The organism is Promicromonospora thailandica, from assembly GCF_024171955.1.
Lineage (GTDB): Bacteria > Actinomycetota > Actinomycetes > Actinomycetales > Cellulomonadaceae > Promicromonospora > Promicromonospora thailandica.
Genome location: NZ_JAMTCS010000005.1, coordinates 291,548 through 307,181, shown reverse-complemented (window position 1 = coordinate 307,181; position 15,634 = coordinate 291,548). Strand labels below are relative to the sequence as shown.

At 73.3% G+C, this 15,634-nt stretch carries 15 protein-coding genes; 7 read left to right on the top strand and 8 right to left on the bottom strand.

Translation table 11 applies throughout. From position 1 onward, the window contains the following. Nucleotides 1–2: 2 nt before the first annotated feature. Nucleotides 3–1,496 (top strand): lipopolysaccharide biosynthesis protein, encoded by a 1,494-nt coding sequence (locus APR03_RS10220; protein ID WP_253835326.1) that lies wholly within the window; start codon nt 3–5, stop codon nt 1,494–1,496. A 4-nt stretch (nt 1,497–1,500) separates the two neighbouring features. On the opposite strand, the gene APR03_RS10215 is transcribed toward APR03_RS10220, so the two are convergent. Both APR03_RS10215 and APR03_RS10210 read right to left on the bottom strand, forming a co-directional pair. Continuing rightward, nucleotides 1,501–2,292: a polysaccharide pyruvyl transferase family protein gene (locus APR03_RS10215; RefSeq protein WP_253835325.1), complete on the bottom strand. Its 792-nt coding sequence runs from the start codon at nt 2,290–2,292 to the stop codon at nt 1,501–1,503. Nucleotides 2,293–2,449: 157 nt separating this feature from the next. Continuing rightward, complete coding sequence (locus APR03_RS10210; RefSeq protein WP_253835323.1) at nt 2,450–2,821, bottom strand: ArsR/SmtB family transcription factor; 372 nt, start codon at nt 2,819–2,821, stop codon at nt 2,450–2,452. A gap of 82 nt (nt 2,822–2,903) precedes the next feature. Between APR03_RS10210 and APR03_RS10205 the strand changes: the two genes are divergently transcribed. After that, entirely contained in the window at nt 2,904–4,277 is a 1,374-nt protein-coding gene (locus APR03_RS10205; protein ID WP_253835321.1) for an FAD-dependent oxidoreductase, read from the top strand. Nucleotides 4,278–4,280: 3 nt separating this feature from the next. Here the strand turns inward: APR03_RS10205 and APR03_RS10200 are convergent, their stop codons facing one another. Beyond that, nucleotides 4,281–4,706, bottom strand: a complete 426-nt coding sequence (locus tag APR03_RS10200; protein ID WP_253835319.1) for an arsenate reductase ArsC — start codon at nt 4,704–4,706, stop codon at nt 4,281–4,283. A gap of 94 nt (nt 4,707–4,800) precedes the next feature. Between APR03_RS10200 and APR03_RS10195 the strand changes: the two genes are divergently transcribed. After that, nucleotides 4,801–5,136: a YnfA family protein gene (locus tag APR03_RS10195; RefSeq protein ID WP_253835317.1), complete on the top strand. Its 336-nt coding sequence runs from the start codon at nt 4,801–4,803 to the stop codon at nt 5,134–5,136. 7 nt (nt 5,137–5,143) lie between these two features. On the opposite strand, the gene APR03_RS10190 is transcribed toward APR03_RS10195, so the two are convergent. Continuing rightward, nucleotides 5,144–6,076 (bottom strand): sulfotransferase family protein, encoded by a 933-nt coding sequence (locus APR03_RS10190; RefSeq protein ID WP_253835316.1) that lies wholly within the window; start codon nt 6,074–6,076, stop codon nt 5,144–5,146. Continuing rightward, entirely contained in the window at nt 6,073–7,020 is a 948-nt protein-coding gene (locus APR03_RS10185) for a sulfotransferase family protein (RefSeq protein ID WP_253835314.1), read from the bottom strand. The genes APR03_RS10190 and APR03_RS10185 overlap by 4 nt, the downstream gene beginning before the upstream one ends. A gap of 215 nt (nt 7,021–7,235) precedes the next feature. Here APR03_RS10185 and APR03_RS10180 point away from each other — a divergent pair, with 215 nt between their 5' ends. The 4 genes from APR03_RS10180 to APR03_RS10165 all read left to right on the top strand — a co-directional run bounded on the left by APR03_RS10180 (nt 7,236) and on the right by APR03_RS10165 (nt 12,543). Further along, the gene (locus tag APR03_RS10180) at nt 7,236–8,045 is read left to right on the top strand and encodes a CAP domain-containing protein (protein ID WP_253835312.1); all 810 of its coding nucleotides are present in this window, start codon (nt 7,236–7,238) and stop codon (nt 8,043–8,045) included. Between the two features lie 207 nt (nt 8,046–8,252). Beyond that, the gene (locus APR03_RS10175) at nt 8,253–8,873 is read left to right on the top strand and encodes a CAP domain-containing protein (protein WP_253835310.1); all 621 of its coding nucleotides are present in this window, start codon (nt 8,253–8,255) and stop codon (nt 8,871–8,873) included. 105 nt (nt 8,874–8,978) lie between these two features. Continuing rightward, nucleotides 8,979–11,060 carry an acyltransferase family protein gene (locus tag APR03_RS10170; RefSeq protein WP_253835309.1) on the top strand — a complete coding sequence of 694 codons (2,082 nt, stop codon included), beginning with the start codon at nt 8,979–8,981 and terminating at the stop codon, nt 11,058–11,060. 19 nt (nt 11,061–11,079) lie between these two features. Then, nucleotides 11,080–12,543 (top strand): NCS2 family permease, encoded by a 1,464-nt coding sequence (locus tag APR03_RS10165; protein WP_253835307.1) that lies wholly within the window; start codon nt 11,080–11,082, stop codon nt 12,541–12,543. Between the two features lie 33 nt (nt 12,544–12,576). Here APR03_RS10165 and APR03_RS10160 read toward each other — a convergent pair whose 3' ends face one another. The 3 genes from APR03_RS10160 to APR03_RS10150 form a co-directional block, all read right to left on the bottom strand. Then, nucleotides 12,577–13,602 carry a putative endonuclease domain-containing protein gene (locus tag APR03_RS10160; RefSeq protein WP_253835305.1) on the bottom strand — a complete coding sequence of 342 codons (1,026 nt, stop codon included), beginning with the start codon at nt 13,600–13,602 and terminating at the stop codon, nt 12,577–12,579. A 229-nt stretch (nt 13,603–13,831) separates the two neighbouring features. Then, complete coding sequence (locus APR03_RS10155) at nt 13,832–15,139, bottom strand: MFS transporter (RefSeq protein WP_253835304.1); 1,308 nt, start codon at nt 15,137–15,139, stop codon at nt 13,832–13,834. After that, complete coding sequence (locus tag APR03_RS10150) at nt 15,136–15,582, bottom strand: MarR family winged helix-turn-helix transcriptional regulator (protein ID WP_253835303.1); 447 nt, start codon at nt 15,580–15,582, stop codon at nt 15,136–15,138. Before APR03_RS10150 ends, APR03_RS10155 begins: the two co-directional genes overlap by 4 nt. Nucleotides 15,583–15,634: the final 52 nt, after the last annotated feature.

Here is a 15,634-nt window from a genome sequence, read left to right as displayed (position 1 = left end):
GGATGAGCGCGCCGCAGACCCGGCCTCGCGTCGAGGCACTCGGGCGCAGCGCGGCCCGTGGAGGGGTCGTCACGCTGGCGGGTCAGGGAATCCGCGCGCTGCTCCAGGCGGCGTCGATCATCGTCCTGGCGCGGCTGCTCGGCCCCACCGACTACGGCTACGTCGCCATGATCGGTGCGGTGGTCGGGGCCGCGACCATCCTCCAGGACTTCGGGCTGTCGCGGGCCGCCGTCCAGGCGCCGTCCATCACCCGTGGCCAGCGCGACAACCTGTTCTGGCTGAATCTGGCGTGCGGTGCGGCGGCAGCCGCTGTCGTCGTGGCGGGCGCGCCCGCCCTGGCAGCGTTCTACGGGGAACCGGTTCTGGTGGACATCACCCGGTGGCTGGCGGTCCCGTTCCTGCTGGGCGGCCTGGCGGCACAGTTCCGGGCATCGCTCATGCGGGACCTGCGGTTCACGTCGATCGTGGTGATCGACGTGGCCGCATCAGCCGTGGGGCTGGTCGTCGCGGTCGGGGTGGCGGTCCTCGACGGTTCGTACTGGGCGCTCGTCGCACAGCAGCTCGTCACGGCCGGGGTCCTCGCGGTCGGCTCGGTCGTCGCCGCCCGCTGGCTGCCCGGCCTGCCCCGACGGCAGGAGTCCGTCAGGTCGTTCATCTCCTACGGCCTGCACCAGCTCGGCGCCCAGCTGCTCACCTACGCGAGCATGAACGCCGACACCGTCGTGGTCGGGGCCCGGTTCGGCACGGTGTCAGCAGGCATCTATGACCGGGCCTTCCGGATGATGATGCTCCCGGTCCGGCAGCTGCAGTACCCCGTCACGCGCGTGGCCATGCCCGTCCTGTCCCGCCTGCAGGACGACGCCGCAGCCTTCGGCGCGTTCGTGGTCCGCGGCCAGGTGATCCTCCTGAACCTGCTCGCGCCGGCGATGATGCTGACGGCGGCCGTGGCCGAGCCCGTCGTCGAGGTCGTCCTGGGGCAGCGCTGGCTCGACGTGGCACCGCTCTTCGCCGTCCTCGCGCTGGGCGGCGTGTTCCAGGCGGCGACGTTCACCTCGGGCTGGGTCTTCATGGCGACCGGGAGGATGCGGTCGCAGTTCCGCTTCGCCCTCTGGTCGCGCCCGCTGGTCGTGCTCGCCGTGGTCCTCGGCAGCCTGTGGGGCGTCATGGGCGTGGCGGTCGCCTACGGGACGACGTCCGCGCTGCTGTGGCCCGTGTCGCTGTGGTGGGCTGGACGGGCGGCGGGCCTGCCGGCGCGGCAGTGGCTGCTGAGCGGGTGCCGCACCCTCGCCGCGCACGGCGTCGCTGCTCTGTGCGCGGCGGGCGTCGTCCGCCTGGTCGGCCCGGAGGCGCCGTGGGCCGCCATCGGGCTGGCGCTCGCGACGGCGGTCGCGGCCCTGGCGCTCGAGGCGCTGGTCTGGCCCGCTTTCCGCCGGGACCTGCGCGACGTCGCCCGAACGCGTTCCCTCCTGCGCAGGGAGCGGGTCGCCGCGGGTTGAGGTCTCAGGACGCCGGTTTCCACAGGTCGCGGGGGAACGCCGCCAGGAGCGGTCCCGGGTCCCACGACGGCAGCGGCTCGCCACCCCAGTCGACGGCTGTGTCGACATCGGGTGCGGGCCGGAAGTCCGGCCGCCCGGTGCCACGGTAGTAGTCCTCATACTTGAAGGGCGGTTCGACCGACGAGCTGACCAGACGGGCGGGCACGCCGAAACTCTCGGCCACGACTATCGCGTGCAACGAGCTGCCGACCACCAGGTCGCTGGCCGCGATGGCGGCGAGCGTCTTCCACAGCTCGGTGGTCGGGGCGACGGCGTCCGAGCGGTTCCGGGCGTGGTGCAGGTCGTGCAGGTTCGGGATGACGGTGACCGCACGGGGGCGGGTCCCTCGCGCGACGTCCTCCCGCGGCCACAGGCGGCCTACCAGCAGCCCCGGATCGCCGTAGACCGCGGGTACGTCGTAGCCCTTCTGCCTGAGGAACTCCCTGGTGAGCGGCCCGCGGACGGCGCGGACGTCGAGCTCGCGGTACGGCGCCGTCTGGTCGAGCGTCTTGCCGTTCGCGCCGATGCCCCACAGGACGTCGCCGGCCCGCGCGAGGTTCAGGATCGACCCGACGGCGAGCAGCCGGCGGGGGCTGTCGGACTCCACGAGCTCGTTGTCGGCCACGAGCCGCGCGACGATCAGCGGCCCCAGGAGGTCCCCGAAGTTGTTGACCGCCCGCCGCCACGGCACGACCCGGCCGAGCGTGCCGCGCAGCACCGGCCGGCGGGGGTTCCAGTGAACAACGGTGACGGGCACGGGACTCCTCGATGCTGCGGCTACCTCGGCGGGCCGGCTTCCAGGAGACCACGCCGGTTGCTGCGCGGCGACTGGTCCCGCCCCTCCGCTGTCAGACACTCAGGCCGCTCGGGTGGCCTGAGGGGCTGACACGTCGATGGGTGGGTGATGAGCGACCTCAGCCCGCCGCCTCCGTCAACAGCGCCCCCAGCCGGTTCAGCGCCCCCGGCACCACCGAGTAGTACGCCCACTTCCCCCGCTGCTCCCGCGCCAGCAGGCCGGCGTCGACGAGCAGCTTGAGGTGGTGGCTCACCGTCGGCTGGGACAGGCCGACGGGTTCGGTGAGGTCGCAGACGCACGCCTCGCCGCCGTCGTGCGCCGCGACGATGGACAGCAGCCGCACCCGGGTGGGGTCACCCAGGGCCTTGAACACGCGCGCCAGGTCGGCGGCGGTCTGCGGGTCCGCGGCCTCGCGCACCAGGGGCGCGCAGCACGCGCCGGACTCCGGTGCGGGGCGTGAGACGTCCGTCAGCGTGAGCGTGGTGGCCATGACACACATCTTGCCACGTATCGAAGTGTGTGGATATGTTGTGCGGGAACATATCGAAGAAGTTCGATCTGAGGAGTCGGCCATGCCCCCAGCACCCAACGAGAACCTGCCCGTCGTCGTCATCGGGGCCGGGCCGGTAGGCCTCGCCGCCGCAGCACACCTGCTGGAACGCGGCCTGGAGCCGCTCGTGCTGGAGGCCGGTCCCGGCCCCGCCGCGGCCGTCGCCTCCTGGGGGCACGTGCGCCTGTTCTCGCCGTGGCGGTACGACGTCGACGCCGCCGCCCGCCGCCTGCTCGCGCGCACCGGCTGGACCCACCCTGACCCCGACGCGCTGCCCACCGGCGCCGACCTGGTCGAGAAGTACCTGGCGCCCCTGTCCGACGTGCTCGGCGAGCGTGTCCGCTACGGAACGCGCGTCGTGGCAGTGGCCCGCGACGGGGCCGACCGGACCCGGTCACGGGACCGGGAGCAGCGCCCGTACCTGGTGCGCCACACGACCGGCACGGAGGTCCACGAGGTCCGGGCGCGCGCCGTCATCGACGCCTCCGGCACGCTCGGCACGCCGAACCCGCTCGGCCCCTCGGGCCTGCCGGCGATCGGGGAGGAGCGCGCGGCCGGGCACCTGGCCGGAGCCCTGCCCGACGTGCTCGGTGCCGACCGGGAGCGGTTCTCCGGGCGTACGACCCTCGTGGTCGGCATGGGGCACTCGGCCGCGAACACGCTGCTCAGCCTGGTCGAGCTGCGGCGCGAGGAGCCCGCCACGCGGATCGTCTGGGCGATCCGGGGCGCGTCGCCCCGGCGTCTCTACGGCGGCGGGGCCGACGACGAGCTGCCCGCCCGCGGCCTGCTCGGCACCCGCCTGCGCGACGCCGTCGAGGCTGGCGCCGTGGAGCTGCTCACCGAGGTCGCGATCGAGCGCCTGGAGCCCGCCGCGCCGGACGCCGTCCGGGTGCTGGGCACGACAGCGGACGCCGCCCTGGACCTCGCGGTGCACACGATCGTCAACGCGACCGGTTTCCGGCCCGACCTGGCCATGCTGCGCGAGATCCGTCTCGACCTGGACCCGGTGGTCGAGGCGCCGCGCCGCATCGCGCCCCTCATCGACCCGAACCTCCACTCCTGCGGCACCGTGCCCGCGCACGGCGAGGCGGAGCTCGCGCACCCCGACGACGGCTTCTACCTCGTGGGCATGAAGTCGTACGGCCGGGCGCCCACGTTCCTGCTGGCCACCGGCTACGAGCAGGTGCGGTCCGTGGTCGCGGCGCTCGCCGGGGACCGGGCCGCCGCCGACGCCGTCGAGCTGAACCTGCCGCAGACCGGCGTCTGCTCCTCGGACCGGTCGCTCGCCGCGGACGCGGACGGCGTCGTCCCGGCCGGTGTTCCGGTCGACGTCGACGGCGGGTGCTGCGCCACGCCGTCCGGCCCGCAGCCGGTCACGATCGGCGCGCGCCGCTAGGCGCTACGCGACGGGCTCCACGCCGAGCTGAGCGAGGAGCCCGCGCACGCGCCGCTCGATCTCGTCCCGGATCGGCCGCACCGCCTCGATGCCCTGGCCGGCCGGGTCGTCGAGCTCCCAGTCCTGGTAGTCCTTGCCGGGGTAGTACGGGCAGGCGTCGCCGCAGCCCATGGTGATGACGGCGTCCGACGCCTCGACCGCCTCGGCGGTCAGCACCTTCGGCGTCTCGGCGCGGATGTCGATGCCCTTCTCGAGCATCGCCTCCACGGCAACGGGATTGATCATCGCGGCGGGCATCGACCCGGCCGACCGCACCTCGACGGCGCCACCCGACAGCGCGCGCAGGAATCCCGCGGCCATCTGGGAGCGGCCCGCGTTGTGCACGCACACGAACAGGGCGGACGGCTTGGTGGTCTCGGTGGTGCTCATGGTCGCTCCGGGGCTGCGGCGGGGGACGGGCAGCTCATATTGACATCCATCGATGTCACGGCACAAGGCCGGAGGGCCGTCTACCGTCGGCCGCATGATGCTGCTCAAGTCGGTGGTCCTGTTCCTGGGCGCCGCGCTGTTCGAGATCGGCGGGGCGTGGCTCGTGTGGCAGGGCGTGCGCGAGCACCGCGGCTGGGTCTGGATCGGCGCCGGCGTGGTCGCGCTCGGGATCTACGGGTTCTTCGCGAGCCTGCAGCCCGACGCGAGCTTCGGCCGCATCCTGGCCGCCTACGGCGGGGTGTTCGTGGCCGGGTCGCTGGCGTGGGGCATGGTCGTCGACGGCTTCCGGCCCGACCGGTGGGACGTCACGGGGGCGCTGATCTGCCTGGTCGGCGTCGCCGTCATCATGTACGCGCCGCGCCCGGCCTGAGGGCGCTTCAGCCTGTGGGGTCCGGCGACCGCCGGAGCATCCCGGCGACGCCCCGCCGCACCGTGTGCGGCACCTCGGGCGGCATCATGCGCGCGAACCGCCGGGCCGGCGACGCCGTGACCTTGCGGTGCACGTAGGGGTACAGCGCGCGGAGCCGGTCGAACTCGGCGCGTGTGCCGGCGTCGTCGTGCTCGGGGAGCGCGTCGAGCGCGGCCCACGTGTCGTCGGCGAGGGTCCGTAGCGGGCCCGGGACGGGCACGTCGTCCCACGTGGTCGTGGCCGGGCGGCGCGTGGGGTCGATGAGCGCGTCCACGCGGTGGACGGCGGCCAGGTCGCCCGGGTGGACCATCGGCAGGTCGAGGGCTGCCGCCGCGGCGAACACCGGCTCGTCCCAGTCGTGCAGCAGGTCAGCGTGCCGCACGAAGGCCCGCGGCGTCGTCCGGGTCGCAAGCTCGGTGCCCAGCATGAGGTTGACCCATCCGGCCACGTGGTCCACCAGGTCGCGGCCTGCGGCGTCGGCGGCCGCGGCGGCCACCGCCTCGGCGGGCGGGCGCAGCAGCGTGAGGCACGACGCGCGGACGCCTGCGCGCGTCGCGGCCTCCAGCCAGGTCTCGAGGAACCACAGCAGCCGCGGGTCGGTGATCACCAGGTCGCCGTGCTGCGCCGTCTGGGTCTCGAGCCAGGCCCGCATCCGGCCCGCCGCGTTCGCCTCGACGGCGGCCCGGTCCACCAGGTGCCAGGCCAGCGGACGCGGGTCCGACGTCCGCACGTCGGCCGCGCGCAGCAGCCCCTCGTGGAGGTCGCCGACCCACTGCGGGCCGTGCGCCGAGGTCTCCGGCCCGGGCACGCGCAGGCCGAACGCGCGCAGCACGCCCGCGAGCGTGCCGGTGCCGGCGGGGTCCGTGCCCGTCACGTGGACGACGCGGCGGACGGTACTCATCGGTCGGCCGTCAGCGTCGGGACACGCACCACCGGGGACCACGGCGCCGCCTCGTCGAACGTGTCCAGGTCGTAGCCGTGGGCGCGGATGCGCTCGCCGAGGTGCTCCCCCACGACGTTGCGGTACCGCGGCAGGAGCGCGGCGTCCGTGACGTCGCGGAGCAGGTCCGCGCGCGGCGTGCCCTGCCGGGACCCGAGGCGGGTCACGTGGTGGCGCATGCGCCCGGCGAGCTCCGCCCGGCCGCCCGTGCGCCACAGCTCGGCGTACCGGTTGGTCCGCCCGGCGTCGACGGCGTCCACAGCGCCGGTGCCGAGCTCGATGCCCAGGAACTTCGCGAGCCGGCCCAGCTCTGCCTCCGGGTCACGCATCAGGTGCTCGTAGCGCAGCACGAGCAGGCTCTCGATGCGCAGGGCGTCCTCCGCGAACACGTCGTGCGCGTGCACCCAGTGCTCCACGAGACGCGGGAAGCCGTAGGTGAACCGGCCGCGGGTCCGGGCGGCCCACTTGCGCACCGCGAGGGCCTGCACCACGGGGTGCCGCGTGACGACGACGAACCGCGATCCCGGGAAGATCTCCTGGAAGTAGCGCATCCGGGCCAGGTTGGGTGACGACTTCTCGACGAGCACCTCGCGGTCGAGGTTCCAGTGCGGCGACCAGCTGGCCCAGAGTCGCGCGCCGGCCTCCGGCGTCCGCTGTGCGTCCTCCTCGGTGAGGTGCGCGTGCGGGTGGAAAGACCATTCGGACGTATTGCCCGGTCCGCCGAGATAGGTGTCCTGAATATGCTGCCCCTCGTGCGTGCGGGCGCCGGTTCCGGTCAATCCAGAGGCATTCGGGCTAGCGGCAATAATTCGGGCAATAAGCGTGGCGCCACTGCGGTGCAGGCCGCCCACGAAAGCCAGGCGGTGGTCGCCCCAGGGCAGGCTCTCGGCGCTCGATCCGGGCATGGGAAACCTCAGCTGGTCGCTGGAATGGTGTCGCTGGTGCGTGGCAAAAATATGCGATGAATGGTCCGCGTGCGACCCGAATCGTCCGGTCGTTGTGATGTCCCGGAATTCCGGCCTGCGCGATCCGGGAACTGCCTCCCTGCGGCGTGCCCTGCTCTGGATCTGCGCCCACGGGGCGTTCCGCAGCGGGGTGAACGTCGGTATTGTCCGCACTTGTGTCCCCAGCACACCGTACGACGTCGTCCGCGACCCGCCCGGGGCGCACCCCGGGCAGGGCCCTCAGCCGCGCGCTCCTGGCCGCCTGTACCGGGCTGCTCACCGGCTGCGCGGGCCTCATGATGCCGGGGGCGGAGCCGATGCCCGCGCCGGGCATCGCACCCGGCGTGGTCGGTGTAGCCGCCCCCGTGGAGCGGGCGCCGTCGCCGCGCCCGACGTCGGTGGGCGCGATCACGGGCGAGCGCCCGCAGGAGTCCGCGGCGGTGGACGTGCAGCCGGCGCCCAGCGGCTCGGCCTCCCGGGGTTCGGAGCGGGATCCGCGGCCGGGGGAGTCCGATGCGGGGTCGGCGTCCGGGGCTGATGGGGGTTCGGACGAGGAATCGGGGTCGGGGTCCGGCGGGGGCTCGGACGGTGGCACCGCACCTGATCTGACCGACTCCGTCCAGTACGCCGCAGCCCTGGAGGACGCCGTCAACGGGCACCGCACCGCCAACGGACTGCCGACCCTGGTTCACGACACGTGTGCCTACGACGTCGCCCTCGAACGGGCGCAGGCCCTGATCGGCCAGGAGCTGGCGCACGCGCCGCTGGACCCGATCTTCCAGCGCTGCCCCACCGTGGCCGTCGCCGAGAACCTGGCCAAGGGCGGCTGGAGCCCGGCCGAGGCGGCGCAGGGTTGGATGGACTCCGAGGGCCACCGTGCCAACATCCTCAACGGCGACCTGACCCGCGGCGCCATCGCCTGCGTGCCCGACGGCGGCGCGCCGTCCGCCCCGGTCATGATCTGCGCCCACGTCTTCCTGGCCTGACCGGGGCATGACGGCCCCCGTCACCGCCCACTGCAGACTTCCTCTCAGCCAGCCGTCGACTGCAGTGTTTGTTGCGCCCGGGGTGTTCGGGCTGGGACGAAGTCTGCAGTCGACGGCCGGGCGTGAGGAAGTCTGCAGTGGGCGCGGGCAAGGGCGTCGGCGGTGCTCCGGTTGTGGACGGCCCGGCGGCGGTGTCGAATCGACGTCGTGCACCATGTCCCGGCCCGCGTCGCGGGACTGCTCCTGACGGGCGCGCTGCTCTGCGGCTGCTCGGGGCCCGGCCCCGCGCAGCAGCTCGCGCCCCCGCAGGAATCCGGGCGGACGGCGAGCCCCGACAAGTCGTTCGACGACCGCGGAACCGCACCGACGCACACCGCACCGACGCACACCGCGCCGACGCCCGGACCACAGCCCGCCTGGACCCCGCCCGCCGAGACCGACCTGGCCGATCGGGCCCAGTACGCGGCCGCCCTCGAGGACGGCGTGAACGCGGCCCGGACCCAGCTCGGCGCACGTCCGCTGCAGCACGACCCCTGTCTCGAAGCCGTCGCCGAGGACCGGGCAGCTGCGCTGATCGGTGCGGCCGAGCTGGTGCACGCTCCGCTGCCGCCCGTCCAGCGACGGTGCCCCGGCGGCACCGTCGCGGCGGAGAACCTCAGCCGCACCGACCGGCCCCCGCAGGACGTGGTGCAGGCCTGGCTCGACTCACCGAGCCACCGCGACAACCTGGTCAGCGTCGACCTCGTGCGCAGCGCGATCGGCTGCGTGCGCGACGGCGGCACGGACGCCGAGCCCGTGCTGGTCTGCTCCCACGTGTTCATCGGCTGACGGGGCACGGTTTTCCACAGCGGGCCCGGACCCCGGACGGCGGGACCGCCCGCGCCCGTTATGGTGTGTGCCGCGCACCCGTCCGGACCGACCGCAGGAGACACCTTGGCGCAGGCGACGACCCCCGCCGTCGACCGATCCGGACCCGCTCCGGAACCTCGCAGCCCGGGGCGGGACGCCGGCCCCGGCCAGGGCTCCGGCCACTCGTTCCGGACGGACATCAACGGCCTGCGGGCGGTCGCCGTGCTCGCCGTCGTCGTCTACCACGCGGGTATCGCGGTCCCCGGCGGGTTCACGGGCGTCGACGTCTTCTACGTGATCTCCGGCTACCTCATCAGCTCCCTGCTGCTGCGCGAGGTGGACCGCACCGGCACCGTCGACCTCGTCGCGTTCTGGACCCGGCGCATGCGACGGCTCGTCCCGGCGCTCGCGCTCGTGGTCATGGTCACCCTGCTCGCCTGCCTGGTGCTGCTGTCGCCGCTGGTCTGGGGCAGGCTGGCCGCGCACGGCGCCGCCGCCATGCTCTTCGTCTCCAACCTGCTGTTCCCGTACCAGGGGCAGGACTACTTCTCCGAGTCCGCGACCCCGAGCCCCTACCTGCACACGTGGTCGCTCGGCATCGAGGAGCAGTTCTACCTCTTCTGGCCGCTGCTCGTGCTGCTCGCCGTCGCCGTCGCGCGGCGTTCGAACCTGCCCGCGCTGCGCACGCTGCGGCTCCTGTTCGGCGGCACGTTCGTGGTCTCGCTCGCGTTCTCCGCCTGGCTGACGGCGACCGCACCCGACTGGGCGTTCTACGTGCTGCCCACGCGGGCCTGGGAGTTCGCGGGCGCGGCGCTCGTCGCGACCCTGCCCTGGGACCGCCTCGCCCGTGCCGTGCCGCTGCGGCCCTGGGTGCTGCGCACCCTGCTCGGCACCGCCGGGATCGCGCTCCTCGCGCTGTCGTTCGCGGTCGTGCGCGAGACCGACCCCTTCCCGGGCACCGTCGCGCTGCTGCCCGTGGGCGGCGCGCTGCTCGTGCTCGCCGCGGGCAGCGTCCCGGCGTCGGGCACGTGGGTGGACCGCGTGCTCGGCCTGCCGCTCCTGCAGCGCTTCGGCGACGTCTCCTACTCCTGGTACCTCTGGCACTGGCCCTTCGTGGTGCTCACGACCGCCGCCGTGCAGGACGACGCGGTCTGGATCAAGGTGCTCGCGTCCGTCGCCGCGCTCGGCGCCGCCGTGGCCACCTACCGCTGGGTCGAGAACCCCGTCCGGTTCAGCCGCGCCCTGCGGTCCTGGCGTCGCACCGCCGCCGTCACGCTCGCCATCGGGATCGTCGTGGGCGGCTTCGCCGCGGGCACCCGGGTCGCGACGGCGGAGGTGCTGCAGCACGAGCCGTACGCCACCGCGGCGGCCACGCGAGCCGAACCCTCGTCGTACGGGTGCGCCGCCACCAGCCGGACGGCGTCCGACATCGAGCTCTGCCTGCTCGGCGACGTCGACGCTTCCTCCACCGTGCTGCTGCTGGGCGACTCGCACGCCATGCAGTGGATCCCCGCGTTCGACGCCGCGGCCCAGGACGCCGGCCTGCGCCTCGCCGTCCGCTGGCGGCACGGCTGCCCCGCCGCCGAGGTCGGCGTGGTGCAGCCCACCGACCGCGGCCCCTGCGACGACTTCCAGGCCGAGTCGCTGCGGCTCGTCGAGGACCTGCGGCCCGACGCCGTCGTCGTCAGCCAGGCCCAGATCTACGGCGGCCGCATGCAGCGCCCCGACGGCTCCCGCGTGCACGACCAGGAGGCGCTCGACGCCTGGACCACGGCGAACGACGAGCTGTTCGCCCGGCTCACCGCCCTCACCCCGAACGTCGTGGCCGTCCAGGACAACCCGAAGCTCGACCTCGACCCGCTCGAGTGCCTCACCCGGCCCTGGCCCGGCCTGGGCGACTGCAGCATGAGCCGCGCCGAGGCCGAACGGTCCAACGGCGAGCTCCCGCGTATCAGCGCCGAAATATGGGCCGCGTACGGTGTGACCGTCTGGGACGGGGTCTGGTCCGAGACCTGCGACGACACCAGGTGCCGCGTGGGCGACGTCCAACACCCCGTCTACCGGGACTACCACCACCTCAGTGCGGACTACGTGCTCAGCCAGGTCCGTTCGGTCGAGCGCATGCTGACCGACGCCGTGCGCGGCACGTCGAGCAACATCAGGTAACGAAGAGGAGCATCGGAGCATGGCTCACGACCAGGCCCAGGCGCGCGGCGCCGTCGACCGGTTCTTCAAGATCAGCGAACGCGGGTCCACGGTGTGGACGGAGGTGCGCGGCGGGCTCGTCACCTTCTTCACGATGAGCTACATCGTCGTGCTCAACCCGCTCATCCTCGGCAACGTGCCCGACGGCACCGGCCAGTTCCTCGGCGGCGGCACCGAGGGAGGTGACCTCACCGCCATCGCCGCGGCCACCGCGCTCGTGGCCGGCGTCATGTCGATCCTCATGGGCGTCGTCGCGAACTTCCCCCTGGCGCTCGCGGCCGGGCTCGGGCTGAACGCCGTCGTCGCGTTCTCCGTGGCCGCCCTGCCCGGGATGACCTGGGCCGACGCCATGGGCATCGTCGTCATGGAGGGTCTGGTCATCCTGCTCCTCGTGGTGACCGGCTTCCGCGAGGCGGTGTTCCGCGCGGTGCCGCGCGAGCTGAAGATCGCGATCAGCGTGGGCATCGGCCTGTTCATCACGTTCATCGGCGTGTACGACGCCGGCTTCGTGCGCATCCCGGCCTCGCTGGCCACGCCGACCGAGCTCGGCATGGGCGGCTCGCTCGGCGCCTGGCCGCTGCTCGTGTTCGCGATCGGGGTGCTGCTGGCGGCCGTGCTCGTGGTGCGCAAGGTGCGCGGCGGCATCCTCATCGCGATCGTGGTCTCCACCGTGCTGGCCGTCATCGTGGAGGCCATCGGCGGCATCGGCGGGCGCAGCGAGGACAACCCGGGCGGCTGGGCCCTCAACGTGCCCGCTCTGCCGGAGTCGGTCGTGCAGCTGCCCGACTTCTCGCTCATCGGCCAGTTCTCGCTGCTGGGCTCGTGGGAGGCGATCGGTCCCGTCGCCGTGATCCTCCTGGTGTTCACGCTGCTCATCGCCGACTTCTTCGACACGATGGGCACCATGGTCGCCATCGGTGGTGAGGCCAAGCTGCTCGACGAGAAGGGCAACCCGCCCCGCACCACGCAGATCCTCGTGGTCGACTCGCTGGCCGCGGTCGGCGGCGGTGTCGGGTCGGTGTCGTCCAACACGGCGTACGTCGAGTCGGCGTCCGGCGTGGGCGACGGCGCCCGCACGGGCCTGGCGGCGGTGACGACCGGCGTCGCGTTCCTGCTGACCACGTTCCTGTCGCCGCTCGTCACGGTGGTGCCGCACGAGGCCGCGACGCCCGCGCTCGTGATCGTCGGCTTCCTCATGGTCGTCCAGGTCACGGGCATCGACTGGACCGACCTCGAGGTCGCCATCCCGGCGTTCCTCACCATGGTGCTGATGCCGTTCGCGTACTCGATCACGGTGGGCATCGGGGCGGGCGTGATCTCGTTCGTGCTGATCAAGATCGCCGTCGGCAAGACCCGCCGGGTCCACCCGCTGCTGTGGGTCGCGGCGGCGCTGTTCGTCGTCTACTTCCTGATGGGCCCGATCCGCTCGGCGTTCGGCATCTGAGGCCGCTGCCGCCGTAGTTCTCCGCCAACCCAGTCATTGTGCCCAGGATCCGGGGTGGATCTGGGCATGATGACTGGGTTGGCGCGTTGCGGAGGTGGGGCGCGTCCAGCCGTGGGCCCGCAGCGTCGCCGCGATCTGCGCGCCGACGCCGCCCGGGCGGGCGTTGTCCGCGGGCTTGAAGCGCAGCATGATCACGCGGCCCGTCGCGAGCAGCTGGTTCTGCCGCGGGGCGTCACGGACCAGCGCCTGCGGCGTGCTGTGCGGCCCGACGCCGTCGATCTCGACTACCAGGTAGCGTCCGTCCGGCAGCCGCCACAGGAAGTCGACGCGGGCGATGATCCGGCCCCGGTGCGAGATCGCCGCCTGGACGCTGTCCGGGGGCACGCCGTTGTCGATGCACGAGAGGCGTGCGAACGACTCGGCGGGTGACTCGGAACGCGGGTCGACCAGCGGGAACAGCTCGTGCAGCCGGGCGGCGCCGCGCCGTCGGCGGACCAGTTCGTGCAGGGCGGCCAGCCTGTCCGGGTCGAACCCGTGCGAGCGCGCGAGGTCGTCGAGCACAGCGAGCGCGTTCTGCCGCGAGAGCCGTGGCAGCGCCTGGGCGGCGGCGTGGTCGAGCTGGGCGACCGTCCGTCCGCTCCGGGACACCACGGGGAACGGCTCGTACAGCACGACCGGGACGCCGTACCGTGTCCGCCGCGGTGAGCCGTCCTCGCGCGCGACCTCGAGCGGGAAGTCCCGGGGCAGGCCGGCGACGCCGTGCAGGACGAGCGCGCAGCAGCCCGTGGCGACGGCGTCCGGCCCGTGCACGAGCAGGGCGAACCACGTGCGCCACCACGCAGCGTGCCGGAACCAGTCGTCCCGGACCCGGCCGTCCAGCGGTACGGGATCGGTGTCGACGACCCCGCGGGCGGGGCTGGACCAGCGCCCCTGGCGCACCATCCGACGTCGCACGTCCCGGCCGATGCCGAGCTCCTCGCACTGGAGGACGGACAGCAGCCCGGCCTGGCGCCGGGCGAGGCGCACGGCGGCCGCCGGGATGGTTGAGGTCGTGGACACGCCACCACTCCACCAGCCGGTCGACCGGGATCACACCCCCCAGCCCTGATCTGTGGACAACCGCGCCGGCAGCGCCAATGTGGTCACGCTCCGCCCACGCCTACACCGCCCCGTCCACCCAGCCATTGCGCCCAGAATGCCGGGGGAATCTGGGCACAATGGCTGGGTTGGCGCGGGCGCGGCCGCGGGCTCGGGCGCCGCGGGCGGGCGCCGGCGCGGCCCACGCCCGTCAGGCCGCCAGGGCCTGGGCGGTCGGCTCCGGCGTCGGCGTCTCCGGGTAGGTGACCTGGAGGTACGGACGCGGGATGCGGCGGGTGCGCGAGAGGCGGGCACGCACCCGCACGTGCCAGGTGCGGTAGGCCCAGACGGTCGCGACCGCGGCGACGAGCAGCGTGGCCACCGCGCCGATGCCGACGGCGTACCGCGGGCCGAAGGCCTCGCCGATCCAGCCCACGACCGGGGAGCCCAGGGGCGTGGTGCCGAGCAGCACCATCATGTAGAGCGACATGACGCGGCCGCGCATCTCCGGCGCCACCGAGAGCTGGATCGCGGCGTTGGCCGAGGTCAGCATGGTGAGCGAGGCGAACCCGACCGGGATGCACATGATGAGGTAACCCACGTAGGTCGGCATGAGCGCCTGGACGCCCATCGAGATCGCGAACGCGAACGCGGCGCCGAGCACGAGCCGCACGCGGGGCCGCTCGCGCCGGGCGGCCATCAGCGCACCCGCGAGCGAGCCGATCGCCAGCACCGAGCCGAGGATGCCGTACTCGCCGGCACCTCGGCCGAACTCGACGCGCGCCATCATGGCCGACGTGAGCTGGAAGTTCAGGCCGAACGTGGACACCACGCCCATGACGACCATGATCACCACGATGTCGCTGCGCCGGCGGATGTAGGACAGGCCCTCGCGGATCTGCCCCTTGGCGCGCGACGCCGTGGGCTGCACGCGCAGGTCGCGCATCCGGGTCAGGGCCAGGATCACGGCGCCGAAGGCGACGCCGTTGATGATGAACACCCAGCCCGTGCCGACGGCGGCGATCAGCAGGCCGGCCAGGCCCGGGCCGATCAGGCGGGCGGCGTTGAAGTTCGTCGAGTTGAGCCCGACGGCGTTCGCGAGGCGCTGGGCCGGCACGAGCTCGGCGACGAAGGTCTGGCGCACCGGCCCGTCGATCGCGCTCACCACACCGAGCAGGCCGGCGAACACGTACACGTGCCACAGCTCCGCGGCGCCGGACAGCACCAGCGCACCGAGCCCGAGGCCCAGCACGCCCATGCCGCCCTGCGTGGTCATCAGGAGCTTGCGGCGGTCGACGCGGTCGGCGAGCAGGCCGGCCCACGCGGACAGGAAGATGTGGGGGATGAACTGCAGCGCCGTGACGATACCGACGGCGACGCCGGAGTTGTTGGTGAGGACGGTCAGGACGACCCAGTCCTGCGCCACGCGCTGCATCCACGTGCCGATGTTGGCGACGAGGGCGCTGGCGAACCAGAGACGGTAGTTGCGGTATTTCAGGCTGGCGAAGGTTGCGCTCATCGAGCGGCGATCCTGATCAGGAGCTCGCTGGCTCCCGCAAGGATCTCTCTCTCCTCTCCGGTCAGGGTGGACAGCTGTTTGGTCAGCCAGGCGTCGCGGCGTCGCCTGGTCTCGGCGACCTCGCGGGCGCCTGCGGGGGTGAGGCGGACGACGACCTGGCGGCGGTCGGTCGCGTGCTCCACCTTCTCGACGAGGCCGAGCTCCGCCAGGGTGTTCACGGCCCTGGTCATCGACGGCGGCCGGACCCGTTCGTGCTCGGCGAGGGAGCCGGGGGACATCTCGCCGTGCTTGTGCAGCACCGTCAGGATCCCGAACTGGCCCTCGGGGAGGTCGGCCTCGCCTCGTTCGGCGCGCAGGCGGCGGGAGATCCGGGTGAGGGCGACGCGCAGGTCGCCCCCGACGGTGGCCGGGTTACGGCCGCGCTTCTGGGAGCTCGACGACATCTACAGCAGTCTAGATCATTAGCACGGCTAACGGTACGTGGGTGTGGTCACA